24 protein-coding genes are annotated in these 22,057 nt (G+C 68.2%); 15 read left to right on the top strand and 9 right to left on the bottom strand.

The features are described 5' to 3' along the window. The first annotated feature begins 5 nt into the window (after positions 1-5). The 3 genes from ASD15_RS05860 (at position 6) to ASD15_RS05870 (ending at position 2,045) form a co-directional block, all read left to right on the top strand. Complete coding sequence (locus ASD15_RS05860) at positions 6-542, top strand: nitrous oxide reductase accessory protein NosL (RefSeq protein ID WP_057153963.1); 537 nt, start codon at positions 6-8, stop codon at positions 540-542. A gap of 28 nt (positions 543-570) precedes the next feature. Further along, positions 571-876, top strand: a complete 306-nt coding sequence (locus ASD15_RS05865) for a cytochrome c5 family protein (protein ID WP_057153872.1) — start codon at positions 571-573, stop codon at positions 874-876. Between the two features lie 71 nt (positions 877-947). Then, a complete protein-coding gene (locus ASD15_RS05870; RefSeq protein WP_082551598.1) occupies positions 948-2,045 on the top strand; it encodes an FAD:protein FMN transferase in 1,098 nt (365 codons plus the stop codon). Between the two features lie 54 nt (positions 2,046-2,099). Here the strand turns inward: ASD15_RS05870 and ASD15_RS05875 are convergent, their stop codons facing one another. Both ASD15_RS05875 and ASD15_RS05880 read right to left on the bottom strand, forming a co-directional pair. Continuing rightward, complete coding sequence (locus ASD15_RS05875; RefSeq protein WP_057153873.1) at positions 2,100-3,404, bottom strand: hypothetical protein; 1,305 nt, start codon at positions 3,402-3,404, stop codon at positions 2,100-2,102. An 11-nt stretch (positions 3,405-3,415) separates the two neighbouring features. After that, positions 3,416-3,673 (bottom strand): DUF2249 domain-containing protein, encoded by a 258-nt coding sequence (locus ASD15_RS05880; RefSeq protein WP_057153874.1) that lies wholly within the window; start codon positions 3,671-3,673, stop codon positions 3,416-3,418. A gap of 177 nt (positions 3,674-3,850) precedes the next feature. Between ASD15_RS05880 and ASD15_RS05885 the strand changes: the two genes are divergently transcribed. Genes ASD15_RS05885 through ipdC form a run of 5 tightly spaced genes read left to right on the top strand, consistent with a single transcriptional unit; the run spans position 3,851 to position 8,438 of the window. Further along, positions 3,851-4,903, top strand: coding sequence for a peptidase U32 family protein (locus ASD15_RS05885; RefSeq protein ID WP_057153875.1), 1,053 nt, complete (start codon positions 3,851-3,853; stop codon positions 4,901-4,903). Positions 4,904-4,913: 10 nt separating this feature from the next. Next, a complete protein-coding gene (locus ASD15_RS05890) occupies positions 4,914-5,819 on the top strand; it encodes a U32 family peptidase (RefSeq protein ID WP_057153876.1) in 906 nt (301 codons plus the stop codon). Continuing rightward, positions 5,816-6,376 carry an SCP2 domain-containing protein gene (locus ASD15_RS33630; RefSeq protein ID WP_082551599.1) on the top strand — a complete coding sequence of 187 codons (561 nt, stop codon included), beginning with the start codon at positions 5,816-5,818 and terminating at the stop codon, positions 6,374-6,376. Before ASD15_RS05890 ends, ASD15_RS33630 begins: the two co-directional genes overlap by 4 nt. Before the next feature lie 23 nt (positions 6,377-6,399). Continuing rightward, positions 6,400-6,816, top strand: coding sequence for a putative zinc-binding protein (locus ASD15_RS05900; RefSeq protein ID WP_057153877.1), 417 nt, complete (start codon positions 6,400-6,402; stop codon positions 6,814-6,816). Further along, on the top strand, positions 6,813-8,438 hold the full coding sequence (gene ipdC / locus ASD15_RS05905; RefSeq protein WP_057153878.1) for an indolepyruvate/phenylpyruvate decarboxylase: 1,626 nt from the start codon (positions 6,813-6,815) through the stop codon (positions 8,436-8,438). The genes ASD15_RS05900 and ipdC overlap by 4 nt, the downstream gene beginning before the upstream one ends. A 53-nt stretch (positions 8,439-8,491) precedes the next feature. On the opposite strand, the gene ASD15_RS05910 is transcribed toward ipdC, so the two are convergent. The 6 genes from ASD15_RS05910 to ASD15_RS05935 form a co-directional block, all read right to left on the bottom strand. Beyond that, complete coding sequence (locus ASD15_RS05910) at positions 8,492-9,199, bottom strand: anaerobic ribonucleoside-triphosphate reductase activating protein (protein WP_057153879.1); 708 nt, start codon at positions 9,197-9,199, stop codon at positions 8,492-8,494. Position 9,200: 1 nt separating this feature from the next. Continuing rightward, on the bottom strand, positions 9,201-9,383 hold the full coding sequence (gene nrdD / locus ASD15_RS05915; protein ID WP_057153880.1) for an anaerobic ribonucleoside-triphosphate reductase: 183 nt from the start codon (positions 9,381-9,383) through the stop codon (positions 9,201-9,203). A 35-nt stretch (positions 9,384-9,418) separates the two neighbouring features. Continuing rightward, the gene (locus ASD15_RS05920) at positions 9,419-11,455 is read right to left on the bottom strand and encodes a ribonucleoside triphosphate reductase (protein ID WP_057153881.1); all 2,037 of its coding nucleotides are present in this window, start codon (positions 11,453-11,455) and stop codon (positions 9,419-9,421) included. Between the two features lie 126 nt (positions 11,456-11,581). Continuing rightward, the gene (locus tag ASD15_RS05925; protein ID WP_229418076.1) at positions 11,582-11,962 is read right to left on the bottom strand and encodes a SirB2 family protein; all 381 of its coding nucleotides are present in this window, start codon (positions 11,960-11,962) and stop codon (positions 11,582-11,584) included. Between the two features lie 18 nt (positions 11,963-11,980). Further along, positions 11,981-12,244 (bottom strand): DUF2249 domain-containing protein, encoded by a 264-nt coding sequence (locus ASD15_RS05930; RefSeq protein ID WP_057153882.1) that lies wholly within the window; start codon positions 12,242-12,244, stop codon positions 11,981-11,983. 66 nt (positions 12,245-12,310) lie between these two features. Further along, positions 12,311-14,593 (bottom strand): nitric-oxide reductase large subunit, encoded by a 2,283-nt coding sequence (locus ASD15_RS05935; protein ID WP_057153883.1) that lies wholly within the window; start codon positions 14,591-14,593, stop codon positions 12,311-12,313. A gap of 158 nt (positions 14,594-14,751) precedes the next feature. Here ASD15_RS05935 and ASD15_RS05940 point away from each other — a divergent pair, with 158 nt between their 5' ends. The 6 genes from ASD15_RS05940 to ASD15_RS05965 all read left to right on the top strand — a co-directional run bounded on the left by ASD15_RS05940 (position 14,752) and on the right by ASD15_RS05965 (position 20,803). Further along, complete coding sequence (locus tag ASD15_RS05940; protein ID WP_082551600.1) at positions 14,752-15,255, top strand: Rrf2 family transcriptional regulator; 504 nt, start codon at positions 14,752-14,754, stop codon at positions 15,253-15,255. A gap of 78 nt (positions 15,256-15,333) precedes the next feature. After that, a complete protein-coding gene (locus ASD15_RS05945; RefSeq protein ID WP_057153884.1) occupies positions 15,334-16,596 on the top strand; it encodes a nitrate/nitrite transporter in 1,263 nt (420 codons plus the stop codon). 21 nt (positions 16,597-16,617) lie between these two features. Further along, positions 16,618-18,003, top strand: coding sequence for a NarK family nitrate/nitrite MFS transporter (locus ASD15_RS05950; RefSeq protein ID WP_057153885.1), 1,386 nt, complete (start codon positions 16,618-16,620; stop codon positions 18,001-18,003). Beyond that, positions 17,997-19,433, top strand: coding sequence for an oxygen-independent coproporphyrinogen III oxidase (hemN, locus tag ASD15_RS05955; RefSeq protein WP_057153886.1), 1,437 nt, complete (start codon positions 17,997-17,999; stop codon positions 19,431-19,433). The genes ASD15_RS05950 and hemN overlap by 7 nt, the downstream gene beginning before the upstream one ends. Positions 19,434-19,452: 19 nt before the next feature. Further along, positions 19,453-20,139: a Crp/Fnr family transcriptional regulator gene (locus ASD15_RS05960; RefSeq protein ID WP_057153887.1), complete on the top strand. Its 687-nt coding sequence runs from the start codon at positions 19,453-19,455 to the stop codon at positions 20,137-20,139. 10 nt (positions 20,140-20,149) lie between these two features. Beyond that, positions 20,150-20,803: a carbonic anhydrase gene (locus ASD15_RS05965; protein ID WP_057153888.1), complete on the top strand. Its 654-nt coding sequence runs from the start codon at positions 20,150-20,152 to the stop codon at positions 20,801-20,803. Between the two features lie 371 nt (positions 20,804-21,174). Here the strand turns inward: ASD15_RS05965 and ASD15_RS05970 are convergent, their stop codons facing one another. Then, positions 21,175-21,564, bottom strand: a complete 390-nt coding sequence (locus ASD15_RS05970; protein WP_057153889.1) for a hypothetical protein — start codon at positions 21,562-21,564, stop codon at positions 21,175-21,177. 222 nt (positions 21,565-21,786) lie between these two features. Between ASD15_RS05970 and ASD15_RS32170 the strand changes: the two genes are divergently transcribed. Then, a complete protein-coding gene (locus tag ASD15_RS32170) occupies positions 21,787-22,026 on the top strand; it encodes a hypothetical protein (protein ID WP_157200833.1) in 240 nt (79 codons plus the stop codon). Positions 22,027-22,057 lie beyond the last annotated feature (31 nt).

Raw genomic sequence — 22,057 nt, forward strand, 5'->3', positions numbered from 1 at the left:
CCAACATGAACACGACCCCCGGGCCGGCCCGTACCGGCAGGTCCGGCTGGGCCATGCTGTCGGCCGCGCTGCTGCTGGCAGCTTGCGGCCAGCCGGTCAGCAAGCTGGCCGCGCTGGAGCCCGGCGTCGACGCGGCCTGCGCGCTGGACGGCATGGTGCTGAAGGACTATCCCGCATCCAAGGCCCAGATCCGCTATGCCGACGGCCAGACCGACTACTTCTGCGATGTGATGGAGCTGTTTGGCGCCGTCCTGGCGCCTGACCAGCGCCGTCCCGTGGCGGGCCTGTACGTGCAGGACATGGGCCGCACATCATGGAAGCAGCCGTCCGGCCACTGGATCTCCGCGCGTGACGCATGGTATGTGGCGGGCAGCCGCCGTCCCGGTTCCATGGGGCCGACCATCGTACCGTTTGCCTCGGCCGATGCGGCGCGCGCTTTCGCCACCGTGGAAGGCGGCAAGGTGCTGCGCTTTGACCAGGTCGATGCCGGCATGCTGCGCATGGGCGGCGGGGCGGCGCACGACCAGGGCATGGGCCATTGACCATTTTTATCACCAAGAAGGAAGCACCATGACATACCCGAAAACCGCCATCCTGCTGCTCGCCCTGTGCGCCGGCAGCGCCGCCGCCGCTCCCGTCAACGGCGAGAAGATCTATACCGCCACCTGTTTGGCCTGCCATGGCGCCGGCGTGCTCGGCGCGCCCAAGACCGGCGACAAGGCCGGCTGGAAGCCGCGCGTCGCCAAGGGCAAGCCAGCCTTGTACGCCAGCGCGCTGAACGGCGTGAAGATGATGCCTCCGCGCGGCGGCAATCCCGCGCTGAAGGACGATGAAATCAAGGCCGCTGTCGATTTCATGATAGCCAAGAGTAACTAGCAGAAATCAGCAGGCGCGGCACCGGCGGGACGGTAACCGTGCCGCCGGTGCCGCCGCCGGGAAGGACTACCATGAGTACTTTATCGGACAGGGCGGTTGCGCCGCGCGCAGCGCCTGCCGCCACCTCCGCCGCAGGCGGCAGGCGCTCCGCGCTGCGCATCCTGTCGGCGGCGCTGGCGGCGCCTGCCGGACTGGCCGGGCTGGCCGCCTGCGGCAGCGAGCCGCGCAACCACCACACCTGGGGCCACGTGTTCGGCACCACGGTTGGCATCACCATCCATGACGGCTCCACGCAGCGCGCCCAGGAGCTGGGCGCTGCCGTGCTGGCCGAATTCGACCGCCTGCACCACAAATTCCACGCCTGGCAGCCCGGCATGCTGACGGAGCTGAACCAGCACGTTGCGCGTGGCCTGCCGTTCCATGCGGACGCCGAAATGGCCATGCTGCTGCAGTCGGCGGCGCGGCTGGCCGAACGCTCGGAGCACCTGTTCAACCCCGCCATCGGGCACCTGCTGCGGCTGTGGGGCTTCCAGGGCGGCGCGACCGGCAAAGCCGCGCCGGACCGCGCCGAGCTGCGCCACTGGGTCGCGGCCAATCCGCGCCTGTCGGACCTGCGCATTGCGGGCACCCGCATCGCCAGCGTCAATCCCGCGGTGCGGATCGATCTGGGCGGCTATGCCAAGGGCTATGCGCTGGACCGCGGCGCCGCCATCCTGCGCGCGGCAGGCGTGCAGGCCGCGCTGATCAACATCGGCGGCAATGTGCTGGCGATCGGCCAGCCGGGGAGCAGGCCATGGCAGGTCGGCATCCGCGACCCGCGCGCGGCCGCCACGCTGGCGACCGTCGGGTTGCGCGACAACGAAGCCATCGGCACCAGCGGCGATTATGAACGCTATGTGCTTGAGAACGGACAGCGCCGCGCGCACATCATCGATCCGCGCACCGGCATGCCGGCGCTGGGCGCCGCCTCGGTGACGGTGCTGGCCGGTGGCGGCGCGGACGCGGGCCTGCGTTCGGACGGCAACAGCAAGCCGCTGTTCATCGCCGGCGCCGCACGGTGGCAGGCCATGGCCGGCCAACTCGGTTTGCCGCAAGCCCTGCTGGTGGCCGACGAGGGCGGGGTCTCCATGACGGCCGCCATGCGGCGCCGCATCTCGGGCCGGGTCTGAAAACGGAAGCGCGCCCGTCCTGCGGCGCGCGGTCAGGTTCCGGCGTTGGCTGCATCACGCGGCCAGCGCGCCTTCTGGCATCGCCCCGCGCAGGCGCCAGTACAGGCGCAGCGCATATCCCAGGTTGAACATCAGCGCCAGGCAGGATGCCAGCATCATGCCGGCCGCAGGGCGCGCCAGCAGGTCAGGCCGCCGGCAGGCCGCCAGCAGCAGCGCCAGTGCCGCCAGGTGCAGGCCGAACTGGCGCTGCGCCCATGCTTCCGGAATGATCTTGCGCACGCCTGGCACCGAACGGCAGCCGCCGGGCAGCGTGCTTTGAAGGTGGTACCACAGCAGGAAAGGCACGATCTGGTACAGCATGCCGTTGATGACGGACAGTGCGAAGCCCGCCAGCAGCAGTGCGCCCAGCGCCAGCGGCAAGCCGGCGCCGGCCGTGTCCCATGGCAGCAGCACCAGCACGCAGGCCGCCAGCAGGCTGCCCACGGAGGTATACCAGAACAGCGTGGCCGGCTCGGGGCGCGGCCGCTTGCGGCGCAGCAGCAGCGCGATGGTGACGGCCGCGAACGCGCCGTAGCCGGCCGCGCCCAGCGCCATGCCCGCTTGCGTGAAGTGGCGCGCCGGCGCCTCGTCCAGGCGGCTGGCGATCGACACCGCCACCAGCAGCAGGAACAGCCAGGTGGTCAAACCGCGCGTAAGCCAGTCCGGATAAGTCTCGGTTACCTGGAACATCGGCACCACCTGGTAGGCCACGCCGATCACCGTCAGCCCGGCCCAGCCCAGCATGCCCCACATGGCGTGCAGGTCCGTCAATGGCAGCAAGGGCAGGGCAGCACTGCCGGGCCAGGCGAACTGGCTGCCCAGCAGTGCACCGAGGACGGCAGTAACGGCCAGCGCCGCCAGTGCCACGCGGATCGCCGCCATCATGGCGCTGGCGCCCGCCGCGTGGTGCTGCCACAGGCCGGCCGCGCAGCGCGCCAGCATCAGCAGCAGGGAAGGCAGCAGCAGCGCCATGGCCAGCGCGAACAGCACCGGCTGCGCAGACAGGAAGCCGGCTGCCAGCAGCAGCGTGCCGGCGCATAGTCCGGCGTGCACCGTGCGGCCCCTGGACTGCGGCAGGCCGATGCCCGCCACTGCGGGCAACAGCTGCAGCAGCGCACCGATGATGGCCATGCTCACGCAGCCCAGCGTCAGCAGGTGGGTGGCAGCCAGCATGCCCGGCGTCCAGCGGCTGGCAAACGCCGCTTCGCCATGCCACAGCAGGACCGCGGCGGCCAGCGCCGCGAACAGGGGGGCGCACAGCAGGAAGCGCAGCGGCAGCGACAGCGACGGGTTGTGTTCAAAGCTCAGGGCGCGTTGCATGGCGGGACCCGTCAGGCGAAGGCTTGCCAGATGCGCAGGGCGTAGCCGTCGCCGGTCCAGTGGCCCTCGTGGCGATAGCCGTCGCGTTCCAGGATTCCGAACAGCGGATGCGGTTCGCGATCCATGGCAACGTGCAGCACGTCGCCCTGCGCCAGGTTCTCCAGCGCATCCATGATGTGCTGCATGGGTTCCGGCGGCGGCAGGCCGCGCACATCGAGCGGCACGGCACGGCCATTGGGCAAGGGGTTCAGGTTCTGCTTGGTTTTCATGGAATTCTTCCGCGGGGTGAGAGGCGTAAAACAGAGACATAAATGGGTGCACCGATTGTCACATTCCCGCAAGTCGCTCTTCCTTGATACAGATCAAGGATTGCCGCCTTGCCCCCGCGTTACAGTGCGGCAGCACCGGCGTGCTGCCGGTTTCTCCACTGACGTAAAGCGAACACCATGAGTCTTACTGCATCACATGATGCCGCAGCCGGCGCCCAAACCGGCGCGGCGGGCATCGAACTGGTTTGCCCCGCAGGCAGCCTGCCTGCGCTGAAGGCGGCCGTCGACAACGGCGCCGACTGTGTCTATCTCGGCTTTCGCGACGCGACCAATGCGCGCAACTTCGCCGGCCTCAATTTCGACGACGCCGCCATTGCCCAGGGCATCGCCTATGCCCACCAGCGCGGACGCAAAGTGCTGCTGGCGCTGAACACCTATCCGCAGCCGTCCTCCAGCGACCTGTGGCGCGGCGCCATCGCGCGCGCGGCGCAGGCCGGCATCGACGCGGTGATCCTGGCCGACCCCGGCCTGATGCGCTACGCCGCCGACCACTATCCGGAGCTGCGGCTGCACCTTTCGGTACAAGGATCGGCCACCAATGCCGAGGCCATCAACTTCTACCAGCGCCAGTTCGGCGTGGCGCGCGCGGTGCTGCCGCGCGTGCTGTCGCTGGCGCAGGTGGAGCACGTGATTGCCAACACCGGCGTGGAAATCGAGGTATTCGGCTTTGGCAGCCTGTGCGTGATGGTGGAGGGGCGCTGCGCGCTGTCCTCCTACGTCACGGGCGAGTCGCCCAACACGCACGGCGTGTGCTCGCCGGCCAAGGCGGTGCGCTGGCAGCCGTCGCCGCAGGGTCTGGACGCGCGCCTGAACGGCGTGCTGATCGACCGCTACCAGGATGGCGAGAACGCCAGCTACCCCACGCTGTGCAAGGGCCGCTTCGACGTCGAGGGCGAAACCTACTACGCGGTCGAAGAGCCCACCAGCCTGAATACCCTGGAGCTGCTGCCCAAGCTGCTGGCGATGGGCGTGCGCGCAGTGAAGATCGAGGGGCGCCAGCGCAGCCCGGCCTATGTGGCGCAAGTGACGCGCGTGTGGCGCGAAGCGATAGACCAGTGCAGCGCGCCGTCGGCGCGCTACGCCGTCAAGCCGGCCTGGATGGCGGAACTGAACAAGGTGGCGGAAGGCCAGCAGCACACGCTGGGCGCCTATCACCGCGCATGGAAATGAGGGGAACATCATGCTGAAACTGGCACTGGGGCCATTGCTGTACTACTGGCCCAAGAACACCGTGCAGGCCTTTTACGAGGAAGTGGCCGCAGGTCCTGCCGACATCGTCTACCTGGGTGAAACCGTGTGCTCCCGCCGCCACGAGCTGCGCCTGGCCGACTGGCTGGCAATTGCCGCCATGCTGGAGGCGGCGGGCAAGGAAGTCGTGCTGTCCACGCTGGCCCTGCTCGAATCGAGCGCCGACGTGACCGCGCTGCGCCGCATCGCCGCCAACGGCCATTACCAGGTCGAGGCTGGCGACATGGGGGCCGTCAACCTGCTGTGCGGCGAAGGCGCGCCTGCCGCCGGCTTCGTGGCGGGGCCGCAACTGAATGTCTACAATGTGCCCACGCTGGAGTTGCTGCACGGCCTGGGCGCGCGGCGCTGGGTGATGCCGCTGGAGATGGGACGGGCCGGGCTGGCGCCCATGCAGCGCGGCCGTCCAAAGGGCATGCAGACCGAGGTGTTTGCCTACGGCCGCATGCCGCTGGCGTTCTCGGCGCGCTGCTTCACCGCGCGCAACCGCAATCTGCCCAAGGACAATTGCCAGTTCAGCTGCCTGGAACACCCGGACGGCCTGCTGATGCAAACGCGCGAGCAGCAGCCTTTCCTGGTGTTGAACGGTACACAGACGCAGTCGGCCCAGCACTACAGCCTGGCCGGCGAGGTCGGTGAACTGGAGGCCATGGGCGTCGACGTGCTGCGCATCAGTCCCCAGTCCCAAGGTACGGCGGGTGTACTGGCCGCTTTCGACGCGCTGCGGCGCGGCGCCGAACCGGCACCGGACAGCCTGCTGCCGCTGGCGGCCGGCGCGGCCTGCAACGGCTACTGGCACGGCGAACCGGGCCTGGCGCAGCACTACGCGGAGGCCGCATGAACGGCGCCGAGCGCAAGCACTTCACCGGTCCGGCCAGCCGCGCGCTGCCGCCTTCCGGTTCCGCATCCGGCGCGGGGCCTGGATTGCCTCCCGCTGCACTGCCGCCCGCAATGGCGGCAATACTGGGCAAGCTGCCGCCGCTGCCAGGCTCGCTGCTGTTTGCCGCCGCGCTCAACATCGCGCTACGGCCCTATCTGCCGGACGACGTGCGCGCCAGCCTGCTGGGGCGCCGCCTGCGCCTGACCGTCAGCGACGCCGCGCTGTCGTTCGACTATGAATGGCGCGGCGAGCGTTTCGCCGGCCTGCCGCGCGGCCCTGCGGCCGACCTGGAAATCGCCGCCAGCGCGCGCGACCTGCTGGCGCTGGCCCGCCGCGAGGAAGACCCCGACACGCTGTTCTTCAGCCGGCGCCTGTCCATGTCGGGCGACACCGAGCTGGGGCTGCTCGTGAAGAACACGCTGGACGCAATCGACACACCGCTGCCGGAGGCGGCGCGGCACGCAGTGCTGGCCTGGCTGCGCAACCTGGGCCGGTTCGGGAAGTCCGGCCTCCGCTAGCCACAATCAACTAGGAGGGCATCATGAGCCACAAAGACGCGGCGCTGCCGCTGGTGTATTCGTGTTCCGGCTGTTCCAGCGCCGCACAGACGGCCAACGCCGCCGCGCTGGAGCTGGATAGCCGGGGCAGCGCGGAAATGTCCTGCATCGCCGGTGTCGGCGGCGGCGTCGCGCCGCTGGTGCGGCTGGCCAGGTCGGGCCGCACCATCATTGCCATCGACGGCTGCGCGCTGGCGTGCGTGCGGCATTGCCTGGCGCAGCACGGCATCGAAGCCACCCACCATGTACTGCTGCCGCAGATGGGCGTAAAGAAGAAATACCACACCCGCCACGACCCGCAGCAAGCGGTGCGCGTGGCGCGCGCGGTCGAGGCCATGCTGGCGCCCCGGTCCGAGGCCATGGACGCCGAGCCGAACACCATCGAGGAAATTACCACATGAACCTGTCCACCTCCCTGCTGCAGGCGCTCAAGGCGTACGGTGCGCGCGAGCTGTTCGGCCTGCCGGGCGACTTCGTGCTGCCGTTCTTCCAGCAGGCTGAGCAAGCGGCCGCGCTGCCGCTGTACACCCTCAGCCACGAACCCGGCGTCGGCTTCGCCGCCGACGCGGCCGCGCGCTACGGCGGCGGCCTGGGCGTGGCCGTCATCACCTACGGCGCCGGTGCGCTCAACATGGTCAACGCGGTGGCCGCTTCCTACGCCGAGAAGGTGCCGCTGGTGGTCATTTCCGGCGCACCGGGCGCCCGTGAGCGCAGCAACGGCTTCCTGCTGCACCACCAGACCCGCAGCCTCGATTCGCAGTTGGCCATCTTCCGCGAGATCACCTGCGACCAGGTGGTGCTCGACAACGCCGCCGAAGCGCCGGCGCTGATTGCCCGCGCGCTGGCGAACTGCGTGGCGCAGTCGCGCCCCGTGTACATCGAGCTGCCGCGCGACATGGTGGCGGCGCCTTGCGCGCCGGTGCCGGTGCTGCCGCCGCCGGCAGCCGATCCGGACGCCGTGCGCGCCTGCGCCGCCGAAGTGCTGCGGCGGCTCTCGGATGCTCGCCGGCCGCTGCTGCTGGTCGGCATCGAGATACGGCGCTACGGGATCGAGCACAAGGTGGCGCGCCTGGCGCAGCTGCTGCGCGTGCCGGTGGCCACCACGATCATGGGGCGCGGCCTGCTGGCTGACGAGGACGCGCCGCTGCTGGGAACCTATCTCGGCGTGGCGGGCGATCCGGCCGTTACGCGCGCGGTCGAGGAGGCCGATGCGCTGCTGATGCTGGGCGTGCTGCTGTCGGATACCAATTTCGGCGTCTCTGCGCGCAAGATCGACATGCGCGGCAGCATCCAGGCGCTCGACGGCCAGGTGGCGCTGGGCCATCACGTCTATCCAGGCATTCCGCTGGAAGCGCTGATCGACGCCTTGCTTGCCCAAGGCGCCCCGGTCGCGGCGCAGGCGCCGCCGCAGCAGCCGGTGCGCTATCCGCGCGAGCTGCGCGCGGATGGCGGGCCGGTGGCGCCGATGGACATCGCGCGCGCGGTCAACGACGCGCTGGCCCAGGCCGGGCCAATGCCCATCGTGTCCGATATCGGCGACTGCTTTTTTACCGCACTCGATATCGACGGCGGCGGGCTGCTGGCGCCGGGCTATTACGCCACCATGGGCTACGGCGTGCCGGCCGGGCTGGGTCTGCAGGCGTCGGCCGGACGGCGGCCGCTGGTACTGGTGGGCGACGGCGCTTTCCAGATGACGGGCTGGGAGCTGGGCAACTGCCAGCGCTATGGTTGGGACCCGGTGGTCATCGTGTTCAACAACTGCGGCTGGGAGATGCTGCGCGCCTTCCAGCCGGAAGCGCGCTACAACGATCTGAGCGACTGGCGCTTCGCCGACATGGCGGCGGCGCTGGGCGGGGATGGCTACCGCGTCGAATCGCGCGCGCAGCTCAGGCAGGCGCTGGACAAGGCGCTGGCTACGCGCGGGCGCTTCCAGCTGATTGAAGCCATGCTGCCGAAGGGGGCGCAGTCCGATACGCTGGCGCGCTTCGTGGCGGGCGTGAAACGCCTGCAGGCGGCGGGGTGAGCTTGCTTTGGCGGGTTAGGCACTGCGTGCTAACCCGCCTGCGCCGTCCGAGGCTAGTGCGCCTGCCTCAGCATAAAGCGCGGAAACAGCGGCGCCATGCGGGAGGCCAGCGCCTCGTCGGGATATCCCGGCAGCGCCTGAAGATTGAGTGCGGCATCGCGGCAGCCGGTGGCGCGGAACTGCTGCAGCACATAGTGTTGCACGCCCATGTCCGCCAGCGTGGCTGCCAGCCGTTCCAGCGAGGCGGGCGGCAACAGGCCGGAATGCGCCGTGGTGCGGCACTCGTACGCCACGCCGCTGTCCAGGATGGCGCGCACGCATTGCTCCGCCTGGCGTCCGCTGCCGGGCACGCCGGTCACGCTGGCGTAGTCCTCGAACGGCGCCTTCACGTCAAAACCGATCCAGTCCAGCAGCGGCAGCACGCGCCTTAGCCGCTCCGGGTAGATGCAGGCCGTGTGCAGCCCCACCTTGAAGCCGAGCGCGCGCACCTGCGCGATGGCGGCCGGCAGCGCCGGGTCGGTGGTCGGCTCGCCGCCGCTGAAAACCACCGCGTCCAGCAGGCCGGCGCGTCCTTCCAGCCGTTCCAGCAGCCGTGGCCAGGAGAGGGGGCTGGTGCGCGGGCGCGCTTGCAGCTCGGGATTGTGGCAGTAGCCGCAACGCCAGGCGCAGCCCTGCACGAACACCACGGCGGCCAGCTGGCCGGGATAGTCGGTGGCCGAGAACGGCGTAAAGCCGCCCACGTTCAGCTGTCCGCCGTCCATCTTAGTGCGACGCCGCTTCGGTGAAATACTGGCGCTCGTGGAACTCGCCCTGCTTGCCGATGTTGAAGGACGACAGCGGACGGTGGTAGCCCATCACGCGGGTCCAGATTTCGCACGGCTGGCGCTCGCTGTCGTCCAGCATCAGGTTGCCGGTGGTGGCGATGGCGTTGTTGGTAGCTTGCATGGTCTTCCTTTTCAGTGGTGGGTAAAATCGGGGCCTCAGGCGGCCAGTTTGCGTGCGATGAGGTCATCGTCGCACTTGGGACAGAAGGGATGGCGTCCGCTCAGGTAGCCGTGCTTGGGGCAGATCGAGAACGTGGGCGTGACCGTGATGTAGGGCAGGCCGAAGCGGCTCAGCGAGCGCTTCACCAGCGTGCGGCAGGCGTCCGCGCTGGACAGCGCTTCCGTCATGTACAGGTGCAGCACGGTGCCGCCGGTGTACTTGCGCTGCAGCGCATCCTGCTGCTCCAGCGCCTCGAAGGGATCGTCCGTGTAGCCGACCGGCAGTTGCGAGGAGTTGGTGTAGTAGGGCATGTCCGGCGTGCCGGCCTGCAGGATGTCTGGATAGCGCTTGCGGTCTTCGCGCGCGAAGCGGTAGGTGGTGCCCTCGGCCGGCGTGGCTTCCAGGTTGTACATATGGCCGGTCTCCTCCTGGAATTCCAGCATGCGCGCGCGCACGTGGTCCAGCAGGCGCAGGGCGAAGGCGCGGCCTGCCTCGGAGGTGATGTCGTCCGCGCCGGCGCTGAAGTTGCGTATCATCTCGTTGACGCCGTTTACGCCCAGCGTGGAGAAGTGGTTGCGCAGCGTGCCCAGGTAGCGCTTGGTGTACGGGAACAGGCCGTTGTCCATGTGGCGCTGTATCACCTTGCGCTTGATCTCCAGGCTTTGCTTGCCCAGCTCGAGCAGCACATCGAGCGCGGCCAGCAGCGCGGCCTCGTCGCCCCGGTGCAGATAGCCCAGGCGCGCGCAGTTGATGGTGACCACGCCCAGCGACCCGGTCTGCTCGGCCGAGCCAAACAGGCCGTTGCCGCGCTTGAGCAGTTCGCGCAGGTCCAGCTGCAGGCGGCAGCACATGGACCGTATCATGTTCGGCTTCAGTTCCGAGTTGATGAAGTTCTGGAAATAGGGCAGGCCGTAGCGCGCCGTCATTTCGAACAGCAGCTCGGCGTTCGGGCTGTGCCAGTCGAAGTCGGGCGTGATGTTGTAGGTCGGGATGGGGAAGGTGAAGGCGCGGCCCTTGGCGTCGCCCGCCATCATGACTTCGATATAGGCGCGGTTGATCATGTCCATCTCGGCCTGCAGTTCGCCGTAGCTGAATGGCATGGGCTGGCCGGCGATGTGCGGGATCTGCCCGCGCAGGTCTTCCGGACAAACCCAGTCGAAAGTCAGGTTGGTAAACGGCGTCTGGGTGCCCCAGCGCGAAGGCACGTTGAGGTTGTAGATCAGTTCCTGCATGGCTTGCTTCACGGCGGCGTAATCCAGGCCGTCGTTGCGCACGAAAGGCGCCATGTAGGTGTCGAAGGAACTGAAGGCCTGCGCGCCGGCCCATTCGTTCTGCAAGGTGCCGAGGAAGTTGACGATCTGGCCGATGGCGCTGGACATGTGGCGCGGCGGGGCCGACTCCACCTTGCCCGGCACGCCGTTCAGGCCTTCGTTGAGCAGGGTGCGCAGCGACCAGCCGGCGCAGTAGCCGGCCAGCATGTCGAGATCGTGGATATGCAGGTCCGCTTCGCGGTGGGCCTGGCCGACGGCCGGCGGGTAGACGTGGTCCAGCCAGTAGTTGGCGATCACCTTGCCGGACACGTTCAGTATCAGGCCGCCCAGCGAGTAGCCCTGGTTGGCATTGGCGTTCACGCGCCAGTCCTGGCGGTTCAGGTACTCGTTGACCGAGGCTACGACGTCCACCAGCGAGCTGCGGTCCTGGCGCAGGCGGCGGTGCTGTTCGCGGTAGACGATGAAGGCGCGCAGCGTGGCGCGGTTGCCGCTCTCGTACAGTGCGCGCTCCACCTGGTCCTGCACGTTCTCGACATCCAGCGGGCTATCTTGCGAGAGGCCATGCGCGGCGCCAGGCGCGGCCTGCCGCTGGGTGCCGAGGTAGGTGAGCACCAGCTGGGTCAGCTGGGCCGCCGTGGCGGCGTCGAATTCGCCGCTGGCTTCCCCCGCACGGCGCAGCGCCGAGTGAATCTTGGCCGGGTCGAAGGGCTGGCCGGCGCCGTCGCGCTTGATGATGCTGGTATGGGGTGATGCGAAGAGCACATGTCCTCCTTGGCTACTAGATGTGGTGTGAGTGCTCAGATTAGGCACTGTATGTAGTGGGGTCAACAGCTGCGGGCGCTGTTTTTGAATTTCTTGATCTGGCTTAAGACCGGTCCTACAGCGGCGTTACAGTGGCCAGGCCTGCTTGGTGACGGCGACCGCGATGATGTAGGCCAGCGTGGCCGTGGCGGCCAGCAGGGCGGCGCGCCGGCCGGTGCGGGTGCGGGCGCGCTTGAGCGCGAAGGCGCCGAGAACGATGTAGAGCGCCACGGCGCCGAGCTTGGCGGACAGCCAGGGCTGGACCAGCGGCGACTGGCCGCTGGTCCAGGCCAGCGTGACGGCGCTGGCCAGCAGCAGGGTGTCGATCAGCGGCGGTACGGTGCGCGTCCAGCGCTGTGCGGTCCAGGCGGCGCCGCACCACATGCCGGCGCCGCGCAGCAGGAACAGGCTGACGCTGGCGGCGACGCAGCTGACGTGTATCAGCTTGAGCACATGGTAGTCCATCATTCGTCGTCCCTCATTGCCTCATTCTGCCACGATCAGGAAGTCGATCAGTATCTCGCCCGGCGTGCGGGATACATAGGCGGCGCGCACGCGGGGGCCGAAGACCTGGTCGATCTGGCGCAGCAGCGGCAGCGGGTCATGGTCGTTACAGAAGCGCATCACCTCGCCGGGCTGCAGGGATTGCAGCGCGCCGAAGATGGCGGCATGGCGGAAACGCTTGGACACGCCGCGCGCGTCAAAAGGATAGATGCCGGTGGCGGTGGGAGCGGAACAATCGTGGGGCATGGCGAAACTCCTTGAAGTTGAAGGGGGGCGGCATAGCGCCCCCGGGCTTGCGAAATCGTTACGGGATCAGGACTGGCGGACCGCGGCGGCGCCGGGTGCCGCCACGGCGGCGCGCGGCTGGCCGGCGCGCAGCAGGCGCCATGCGAACAGCGCCAGGAACAGCGTGCCGGCTGCGAACACCACGTCGCCTGGCACGCGCATCCAGACCAGGGTTTCCATCAGCGGCGAGTGCACCACTTCAGGCGAACGGGCGAACCACATGCCGGTGCTGATGCTGGCCCAGGCCTGGTAGACGCCGGCCGGCGCCAGCGACAGGAACACCATCATGGCCAGGCCGATGTTCAGGCACCAGAACATGGGGCTGAGCAGGCGGTCCGACCAGGCGGCGCGCTCGCTCATGCCGCGCAGGCAGAACAGCAGCAGTCCGATGCCGAGCATGCCGTACACGCCAAACAGCGCGGCGTGGCCGTGGGCGGCGGTCATGTTCAGGCCCTGCATGTAGTACAGCGCGATCGGGGTGTTGATGGCAAAGCCCAGCAGGCCGGCGCCCACCGTGTTCCAGAAGCCCACGGCGATGAAGCACAGGATGGCCCAGCGGTAGCTGGAGACCCACGGCGCGGCCTTGCTGCGCTGGTAGTTGCGCCAGGCTTCGATGCCGAGCATGGACAGCGGCACCACTTCCAGCGCGGAGAACATGGAGCCGATGGCGATGACGAAGGTAGGCGTGCCGGTGAAGTACAGGTGGTGCAGGGTGCCCAGGATGCCGCCGAACAGGAACACGATGGTCTCCAGCACGATGGCGCTGTTGGCGGCCGCCGCGCGGATCAGGCCCAGGCGGGTGAACAGCAGGGCGATGACGGCCGTGGCGAACACTTCGAAGAAGCCTTCCACCCACAGGTGCACCAGCCACCAGCGCCAGTATTCAACCATCGAGTAGTGGGTGCTGCGGCCCCAGGTAAGCGAAGTGGCATAGAAGCCGCCGATGCACAGCGCCGACAGGAACACCATGACAATCAGGCCGCGGCTGTCGGACGGCTTCTTCAGCGCCGGCCACAGCGCGCGGCCCAGCAGCGTGACCCAGAACAGCAGGCCGACGAACAACAGGATCTGCCAGATGCGGCCCATGCTGGTGAACTCCAGGCCCTGGTTGCCGAGCCAGAAGGCAAAGGCGCTGCCCCTGTGCTGCAGGGTGCCCAGCCAGCCGCTGACGGTGGACCCGGCCACGATGAACAGCAGCGCGTAGAACAGCACGTTTACGCCCAGCTTCTGGTATTTCGGTTCATGCCCCGAAATGGCGGGCGCGATATACAGGCCGGTGGCCAGCCAGGCGGTGGCGATCCACAGCACCGCGAACTGGGTGTGGATGGTGCGGCTGACCACGAAGGGCAGCACGTCGGCCAGCGGCAGGCCGAAGAAGCTCTGGCCCTCGACCGCATAGTGGGCGGTGATGACGCCCATGGCGACCTGCACCAGGATCAGCGCGATCACCACGAAGAAGTACTTGCGCGTGGCGCGCATGGACGGCGTGGGGGCCAGCTTGAGCAGCGGGTCGGCCTTGGCCGGCACCGGATCGGCTTCCTCGCTGCTGCGCGCATGGAACATCACCATGGCGGCGATGGCGCCCAGCATCAGCACGATGCTGGCCACCGACCAGATGCCGGCGCTGGCGCCGGGACGGTTGCCCACCAGGGGCTCGTGCGGCCAGTTGCTGGTGTAGCTCAGGCCCGCTTCGCCGGGACGGTCGGTGGCGGCCGCCCAGGCCGACCAGAACACGAAGGCCGGCAGCGCCGCCAGTTCTTCCGGATCGGTGAGCGAGTTGGCTGTCATGGCGTATTGCTCGCGCAGGGCGTCGAGCGCGCGGTCGTCGCCGAACAGGCCGGTATAGTGGCGCGCCACTTCCTGCACCGCGTCGGCGCGGTCCGGCGAGAGCACGATGGCGCCGCGGCCGGGATCATACGTATTGCTGCGCATTTCCTGCTGCACGCGCGCGTCCAGCGCGGCCTGGGCCGGCTTGCCGAGCGACTCGTAGGGCGCCTTGTGCTCGCGCAGGGCCCAGATCTGGCGCAGCGCCAGTGCCTCGCGGTGCAGCCAGTCGGCCGACCAGTCCGGCGCCACATAGCTGCCGTGGCCCCAGACAGTGCCCAGCTGCTGGCCGCCGGCCGCCAGCCAGGCCTGCTGGCCGCGCTGCACTTGCCCCTCGGAGTAGAGCAGGCGTCCTTCGGTACTGACGATTCGTTGCGGGATGGGCGGGGCGGCCAGGTAAATCTCGGCGCCGACCCAGCCCAGGACGGCAAAGGACAGGGCGCAGATGACTGCGAGCCAGGTCCAGAGTTTGCGCGTAGCGTGCATGGTTTCCTCGGTATGGTTGGTTGGGACAGTGCGATTTTTAGCCAGGCCGACAAAACAGGCAAATGAAATGCAGCTTTTCTTGATCTGGGTTATGTCCGGGCTTTCCGGGCGGGGCAATAATGGCGCCAATAGCAAACAGATACGCCAGGGAGCCCGCCATGAGATTGAGCAGTTACACCGACTACACGCTGCGCACGCTGATGTTCCTGGCGCGCCGGGGCGGCAGTGCGGCCACCATCCAGGACATCGCCGACCTGCACGGCCTGTCGCGCCACCACCTGGGCAAGGTGGTGATGGACCTGGCGCGCGGCGGCCTGGTGCGCACCTTGCGCGGGCGCGGCGGCGGCATCACGCTGGGTGTGGCGCCGGGCGCCATCAATATCGGCGCAGTGGTGCGCCGCACCGAGACCGGTTTCGACATGGCCGCCTGTTTCGGCGCCACCGGGCAGGTGTGCGCGCACCAGGGCTGCTGCGGGCTGAAAGGCGCCCTGGAGGCAGCCACCGCCGCCTACCTGGCGCGGCTGGACGCGCTCACGCTGGCCGATCTGGTGCCGGGCAGGGGGCCGGCGATGGCGGCGGTGCCGATGACCGGCCCCAAACCGTCGCCGATTCCCGGACTAGTCATTTCGGACGAGGCGGCTAGCCTTTTTGCCTTGCCGTGATACACCTCCGGCCAATATCGGGGCGCCGCGCCGCCGCGTAACCTGACGTCATCCGATAGTCTGTCAGGGAGAACCAAGGTGGCACTCAATAACAAGGAAGGCACAGCGGTCCGCGTGCTGGCCAGCAGCACGTTCGCATTCACCATCTGCTTCGCGGTGTGGATGATGTTCGCGGTGCTCGGCATTCCCATCAAAAAATCGCTGGGTCTGAACGAGACCCAATTCGGCCTGCTGGCCGCCATGCCCGTGCTGAGCGGCTCGCTGGTGCGGGTGCCGCTGGGGATCTGGTGCGACCGCTACGGCGGCCGCATCGTATTCTTCCTGCTGATGCTGGCCACCGTGCCGGCCATCTACCTGATCGGCCTGGCCACCGAGTACTGGCAGTTCCTGGCGCTGGGCCTGATGATAGGCCTGGCCGGCGGCTCCTTCTCGGTTGGCACTCCCTACGTGGCGCGCTGGTTCCCGAAAGAGCGGCGCGGCCTGGCCATGGGCATTTTCGGCGCCGGCAACTCCGGCTCCGCGCTGACCAAGTTCGTGGCGCCGGCCATCATCGCGGCGTGGGGCTGGCAGTCGCTGCCCGCCGTGTACGCGGCCGGCATGCTGATCACCGCCATCGCCTTCTGGATGTTCAGCGCCACCGATCCCTCGCACAACGTGGCCGGCACGGTCAGTTTCGCCCAGCAGATGAAGGTGCTCAAGGACCGCCGCGTGTGGCGCTACTGCCAGTACTACTCGGTGGTGTTCGGCGGCTACGTCGGCCTGGCGCTGTGGATGACCAAATACTACGTGGCCGAATACGGCTTCGACCTGCGGCTGGCCGCGCTGCTGGCGGCCTGCTTCTCGCTGCCGGGCGGCGTGCTGCGCGCGCTGGGCGGCTGGATCTCGGACCGCTACGGCGCCTATCAGGTCACCTGGTGGGTGATGTGGGTGTGCTGGGTGTGCTTCTTCCTGCTGTCCTATCCGCCAACGTCGATGGTGGTCAAGACCGTCAACGGCCCGCTGCAGATGGACCTGGCGCTCACGCCCTGGATGTTTACCGCGCTGCTGTTCGTGGTCGGCATCGCCATGGCCATCGGCAAAGCCTCGGTGTTCAAGTTCATCGGCGATGAATTCGCCGACAACATCGGCGCCGTCTCCGGCGTGGTCGGCCTGGCCGGCGGCCTGGGAGGCTTCGTGCTGCCCATCATGTTCGGCGCGCTGCTGGACCTGACCGGCGTGCGTTCAAGCGCCTTCATGCTGCTGTACGGCACCGTGTGCGTCTCGCTGGTGTCCATGCATTACTCGTTTGGCCGCTCCGGTACCCCGTCGGCCGCCCAAGCGCCCTTGGCCAAAGCTGCCTAATCCTCGTTTTCAGGAGAAATCATGAGCAAATATCTAATCAGTACCTGGGAGCCCGAAGCACCGTCCTTCTGGCGCGACGGCGGGCGCGACACCGCCAACCGCAACCTGTGGATCTCCATCCCCGCGCTGGCGCTGGCCTTCGCGGTGTGGATGGTGTGGAGCGTGGTGGTGGTCAACCTGCCGGCCATCGGCTTCCAGTACAGCACCAACCAGCTGTTCTGGCTGACCGCGCTGCCCGGCCTGTCCGGCGCCACCTTGCGCATCTTCTATTCCTTCATGGTGCCCATCTTCGGCGGGCGCAAGTGGACCACCATCTCCACCGCCTCGCTGCTGATCCCGGCCATCGGCATCGGCTACGCGGTGCAGGACGTAAACACCGGCTATCCGACCATGCTGGTGCTGGCGCTGCTGTGCGGCCTGGGCGGCGGCAATTTCGCCTCCTCCATGGCCAACATCAGCTTCTTCTTCCCCAAATCGCAAAAAGGCTACGCGCTGGGCATGAACGCCGGCCTGGGCAACCTCGGGGTGTCGGCGGTGCAGTTCGTGGTGCCGCTGGTGATCACCATGGGCGTGTTCGGCGCCATCGGCGGCGAGGCGCAGACCGCCGTCAAGAATGGCCAGAGCACCACCATGTGGCTGCAGAACGCAGGCTTCATCTGGGTACCGTTCATCGTCGTCAGCAGCCTGCTGGCATGGTTCGGCATGAACGACCTGGCCTCTGCCAAGGCGTCCTTCGCCGACCAGGCCGTGATCTTCAAGCGCAAGCATAACTGGCTCATGTGCTGGCTCTACACCGGCAGCTTCGGCTCCTTCATCGGCTACTCGGCCGGCTTCCCGCTGCTGATCAAGACCCAGTTCCCGGACGTGAACCCGCTGCAGTACGCCTTCCTCGGCCCGCTGGTGGGCGCGTTGGCCCGCGTGGTGGGCGGCATCATCTCCGACAAGCTGGGCGGCGCGCGCGTCACCGTGTGGACCTTCGCCGGCATGATACTGGCCGTGTACGGCGTGCTGCAGTTCCTGCCGCACGAGGGCGTGGCCGGCAACTTCAACGGCTTCTTCTGGATGTTCATGCTGCTGTTCGCCGGCACCGGCGTGGGCAACGCCTCGACGTTCCGCATGATCCCCGTGATCTTCCTCACCGAGCGCCAGCGCGCCGCCGCGGGCCAGCCCAAGGCCGTGCAGGAGCAGGCCGTGATCGAAGCGAACAAGGAAGGCGCAGCGGTGCTGGGCTTCACCTCGGCGGTGGCCGCCTACGGCGCCTTCTTCATCCCCAAGAGCTACGGCACCTCGATCGCCCTGACCGGCGGCCCCGGCGCGGCCCTGTGGTGCTTCATCGGCTTCTACGTCAGCTGCATCGCGCTCACCTGGTGGTGCTACGCACGCAAAAACGCGGCCATGCCATGCTAACCATTCCCATCACCCCCTCGGTCGAGTTCGACGCGGCGCTGGTGCGCCGCCTGACCCAGGCCGGGCCGCGCTACACCTCTTACCCGAGTGCGGACCGCTTCCAGTCCGCCTTCGGCGAGGCGGACTACCGCAGCGGCGTGGCGGCGCGCCGCGCCGAAGCCGAAGCAGGGCAGGCGCGCGGGCTGTCGCTGTACGTGCACATCCCGTTCTGCCAGTCGCTGTGCTACTACTGCGGCTGCAACAAGATCATCACGCAGGACCGCGGCAAGGCGGTGCAGTACCTGGACTACCTGGAGCGGGAGATCGGCCTGCAAGGCGCGCTGTTCGCCGGCATGAACCGGGTCGAGCAGCTGCACTTCGGCGGCGGCACCCCCACCTACCTGGACGACGCCCAGATGGACGGCCTGCTGGCCTGTTTGCGCCGCCGGTTCGCGTTCGCCTCCGACGAGGAAGGCGAATTCTCGGTCGAGATCGACCCGCGCACCGTCACGCCCGAACGCATGCATGTGCTGCGGCGCCAGGGATTCAACCGGGTCAGCCTGGGCATCCAGGACTTCGACCCGGCGGTGCAGCGCGCCGTCAACCGCATCCAGCCCTACGGGCAGACCGCCGGCGTGCTGGCCGCTGCGCGCGCGGCCGGCTTCCGTTCCGTCAGCGTGGACCTGATCTACGGCCTGCCGTGCCAGAGTCCGGACAGCATGGCCGTCACGCTGGAGCAGGTGATCGGCCTGAAGCCGGACCGGCTGGCGCTGTACAACTACGCCCACCTGCCGCACCTGTTCAAATCGCAAAGCCTGATCGATGCGGCCGCGCTGCCGGACCCGGAGACCAAGCTGGCCATGCTGGCGCTGTGCATCGAGCGGCTCACGGCCGCAGGCTACGTCTACATCGGCATGGACCACTTTGCGCTGCCGCAGGACGACCTGGCGCGCAGCCAGCGGGAAGGGCGGCTGCAGCGCAATTTCCAGGGCTATTCCACGCACGCCGAGAGCGATATGGTGGCGCTGGGCGTGTCGGCCATCAGCCAGGTGGGCGGCTGCTACAGCCAGAACGAGAAGACGCTGTCGGCCTACTATGCGGCGCTGGATGAAGGGCGCCTGCCGGTGGCGCGCGGGGTCGCGCTGGACGCGGACGACTGCCTGCGGCGCAGCGTGATCGGGAAGCTGATGTGCGACTTTGCGCTGGATTTCGCGGCGCTCGATCTCACCGGGCTGGACGCGCCCGGCGGCGCGGCGGGCTATTTTGCCGCCGAGCTGGAGCGCCTGAAGCCGCTGGAGGAGCAGGGCCTGCTTTGCCTCGGCAGCAAAGGCGTGAAAGTCAAACTGCGCGGGCGCCTGCTGATCCGCAACATCTGCATGGTGTTCGACCGCTATCTGCATGAACAGGCCGAAACCGGCCCGCCGCCCCGGCGCTATTCCGCGACCATTTGAGGCGGCGCAGGAGACCAATATGGACCGTAACAAAATCAAGCCCCAAACCTTCCTGTCGCGGGTGCCGCTGTTTAACACCCTGCAGGAAGAAGAGCTGGACCGCATCGCGCTGGGCTGCACCGAGCTGCGGGTGGAGCGGGGCGACCTGATCTTCCAGCGCGGCGACCCGTGCAGCGGCTTCCACGTGGTGCTGTACGGCCGCGTGAAGCTGGCGTTCCACTCGGCGCACGGGGCCGAGAAAGTGATCGAACTGATCGGGCCGGGCCACAGCTTCGGCGAAGCGCTGATGTTCATGAACAGCCCCTACATCGTCACCGCGCAGGCGACGGAAGACAGCCTGCTGCTGCACGTGGCCAAGCCGGCCATCTACCGCGAAATTGAAAACGCGCCGGCGTTCGCCTGCAAGATGCTGGCAGGACTGAGCCAGCGCATGCACAGCCTGATGTCCGACCTCGAGTCGTACGCGCTGCGCTCGGGCACCGAGCGCGTGGCTGCCTTCCTGCTCAAGCAGCCGGCGCAGGAAGCGGCGGGGGAGGTGTCGCTCACGCTGCCGGTGTCGAAGGCTGTGCTGGCGTCGCGGCTGAGCCTCACGCCGGAGCACTTCTCGCGCATCATGGCAGAGTTGAGCGCGCGCCAGCTGATCGCGTTCAAGGGGCGCAGGGTGGCGATCCTGGACCAGGCCGCGCTGCGCCTGTGCGCGGGCTGAGGAGGGCGCCATGCAAGACATCGAAAAATTCGTACAAGGCTTCGGCCGCTTCCAGCAGCGCTACTTCGGCGACACCCACGGGCTGTACGACAGCCTGCGCGCGCGGCAGACGCCGGGCACCTTGCTGATCGGCTGCTGCGACTCGCGGGTCGACCCGATGCTGCTGACGGGCAGCGACCCGGGCGACCTGTTCGTGGTGCGCAACATCGCCAACCTGGTGCCGCCGTGCACGCCGGACGCGCCGCCGGGGGTGAGCTCGGCGATCGAGTTCGCCGTATGCAACCTGGAGGTGGAGCGGGTGATCGTGCTGGGGCACGCGCGCTGCGGCGGCATCCGCGCCCTGATGGGGCCGCGCCAGCCGGTGGCCGAGACCGACTTCGTGGGGCGGTGGATGAAGATTGCCGAACCGGTGGCGCGCGAAGTGCGGCAGACGCTGGGCCACCGCGGCCCGGACGAGCAGCACAAAGCCTGCGAGCTGGCCAGCATCCTGCATTCGCTGGACAACCTGCTGACCTACCCCTGGATCAAGCGCCGCGTCGACGAAGGCAAGCTCAAGCTGCACGGCTGGTACTTCGACATCGAAAGCGGCGCCCTGATGGCCTACTCCGCCCGCCGCCAGCAATTCCTCCCCCTGGTCTGCCCCCTCACCCGCCAGCCAGCCTGAGCCGCAATCCCCCCCATTCGGGGTCAGACCCCGGAGTGGGGCGATTGCGGCTCAGGACGTCTGCATCTGTACGCAAACTCCGAATCCATAAAAATAAGCCCTGTCTGGGGTCCGACGCGGGAACTGGCCATACTCCGCCAAGTTCAGCCAGGCTGAGCCGCATTGTTTCACTTCGGGGTCAGACCCCGAATGCTTGAAATGCGGCTCAGCTTGCTGGTATTTCTGAGGAGGAATCTTAATCGGCCGTCGGAACTCTGGCGCTGTCTTCGGTTGTTTCTGACGGTTTTTGCAGCCGGCCTGAGCCGCATCCCTGCCAATTCGGGGTCTGACCCCGAATTGGCAGGGATGCGGCTCAGGCCGCTTGGGGGGGATCAGGCGGGTTCGGGGCGCAGGAGGCGGCCTTGGCGGTCGAAGGCGAGCATCCAGTCGAGCTGGCCGTCCTGGATGGCGCGCAGCATGCGCCGCAGGGCTTGCTCGACCGTGCCGGCGGGGGGCTGGGCGCCCGCTGCGCCAGACAGCGCGCTGACCATCACCATGTCCCATTGCGCGCCGATTTCGGCCGCTTCGCCGGCCAGCTGGCCGAAACTGGCCACGTCTTCCGGCGCCTTGTCGGCGCACATCACCGGGATCAGCGTCTGCGGCGCGTCCGCGCCACGGTGACCGGGCGCCGACTCGGCCATGCTGAAGGCGAACAGCAGCCGCTGCGGCTGATCCTGCGCGGCGGCGGCGGCGAGCAGGTCTTCAAAACTGGCGATTTTCATGTGGTTTCCTTGTCATTGTTGGATGGGGACTGCCGCGCGCGGCGGCCATGCCGTAGGTATATCCCAGCCGCGCCCGCACGGCTATAGGCGGTCGGCACGAGGGCGCATAGGCATTTCGCACGAGGCGCCGCGCCGCCCGGCTGGGCTTGATGCACATCAAGGCGGCGCGCGCGGCGGCTGCCGACAATGGCGGCGCGGGCAGGTGCCCGTTTTCAAGGAGTCATGATGTTCCGATCCCAAAGGCCCGCGCCCCTTGGCCTGGCCGTGCAGGCCGCGTCGCTGGCGGCGCTGGCCGCCATGCTGCTGCTGGAGTGGCGCGATCATCCGCCGCCGCCGGCGCCGTGCCTGTGCGCCCAGCCGCGGCCGGCCCACCCGGCCCAGTCAGCCCAGCTTGCCCGCCCCGCGCGCCCCGGCGGTGCGCCCGCCATTCCCCTGTGCCGCCCATCCGGAGCGGCGTCCTAGTCACAAAGCACTATCCGGCTTACTCCTTCTC

This window comes from Massilia sp. Root351 (genome assembly GCF_001425045.1).
In the GTDB taxonomy this organism is placed as follows: Bacteria; Pseudomonadota; Gammaproteobacteria; order Burkholderiales; family Burkholderiaceae_D; genus Rugamonas.

Bases quoted from the DNA above. Each gene is read 5' to 3' on its own strand.
- ASD15_RS33630 (WP_082551599.1), top strand. From the start codon at position 5,816: ATGAACGGCGCCGAGCGCAAGCACTTCACCGGTCCGGCCAGCCGCGCG.
- ASD15_RS05910 (WP_057153879.1), bottom strand. From the start codon at position 9,199: ATGGACGGCGGACAGCTGAACGTGGGCGGCTTTACGCCGTTCTCGGCC.
- ASD15_RS05865 (WP_057153872.1), top strand. From the start codon at position 571: ATGACATACCCGAAAACCGCCATCCTGCTGCTCGCCCTGTGCGCCGGC.
- ASD15_RS05885 (WP_057153875.1), top strand. From the start codon at position 3,851: ATGAGTCTTACTGCATCACATGATGCCGCAGCCGGCGCCCAAACCGGC.
- ASD15_RS05935 (WP_057153883.1), bottom strand. From the start codon at position 14,593: ATGCACGCTACGCGCAAACTCTGGACCTGGCTCGCAGTCATCTGCGCC.
- ASD15_RS05970 (WP_057153889.1), bottom strand. From the start codon at position 21,564: ATGAAAATCGCCAGTTTTGAAGACCTGCTCGCCGCCGCCGCCGCGCAG.
- ASD15_RS05950 (WP_057153885.1), top strand. From the start codon at position 16,618: ATGAGCAAATATCTAATCAGTACCTGGGAGCCCGAAGCACCGTCCTTC.
- ipdC (WP_057153878.1), top strand. From the start codon at position 6,813: ATGAACCTGTCCACCTCCCTGCTGCAGGCGCTCAAGGCGTACGGTGCG.
- ASD15_RS32170 (WP_157200833.1), top strand. From the start codon at position 21,787: ATGATGTTCCGATCCCAAAGGCCCGCGCCCCTTGGCCTGGCCGTGCAG.
- ASD15_RS05880 (WP_057153874.1), bottom strand. From the start codon at position 3,673: ATGAAAACCAAGCAGAACCTGAACCCCTTGCCCAATGGCCGTGCCGTG.
- ASD15_RS05940 (WP_082551600.1), top strand. From the start codon at position 14,752: ATGAGATTGAGCAGTTACACCGACTACACGCTGCGCACGCTGATGTTC.
- ASD15_RS05925 (WP_229418076.1), bottom strand. From the start codon at position 11,962: ATGATGGACTACCATGTGCTCAAGCTGATACACGTCAGCTGCGTCGCC.
- nrdD (WP_057153880.1), bottom strand. From the start codon at position 9,383: ATGCAAGCTACCAACAACGCCATCGCCACCACCGGCAACCTGATGCTG.
- ASD15_RS05960 (WP_057153887.1), top strand. From the start codon at position 19,453: ATGGACCGTAACAAAATCAAGCCCCAAACCTTCCTGTCGCGGGTGCCG.
- ASD15_RS05900 (WP_057153877.1), top strand. From the start codon at position 6,400: ATGAGCCACAAAGACGCGGCGCTGCCGCTGGTGTATTCGTGTTCCGGC.
- ASD15_RS05930 (WP_057153882.1), bottom strand. From the start codon at position 12,244: ATGCCCCACGATTGTTCCGCTCCCACCGCCACCGGCATCTATCCTTTT.
- ASD15_RS05860 (WP_057153963.1), top strand. From the start codon at position 6: ATGAACACGACCCCCGGGCCGGCCCGTACCGGCAGGTCCGGCTGGGCC.
- hemN (WP_057153886.1), top strand. From the start codon at position 17,997: ATGCTAACCATTCCCATCACCCCCTCGGTCGAGTTCGACGCGGCGCTG.
- ASD15_RS05965 (WP_057153888.1), top strand. From the start codon at position 20,150: ATGCAAGACATCGAAAAATTCGTACAAGGCTTCGGCCGCTTCCAGCAG.
- ASD15_RS05875 (WP_057153873.1), bottom strand. From the start codon at position 3,404: ATGCAACGCGCCCTGAGCTTTGAACACAACCCGTCGCTGTCGCTGCCG.
- ASD15_RS05870 (WP_082551598.1), top strand. From the start codon at position 948: ATGAGTACTTTATCGGACAGGGCGGTTGCGCCGCGCGCAGCGCCTGCC.
- ASD15_RS05890 (WP_057153876.1), top strand. From the start codon at position 4,914: ATGCTGAAACTGGCACTGGGGCCATTGCTGTACTACTGGCCCAAGAAC.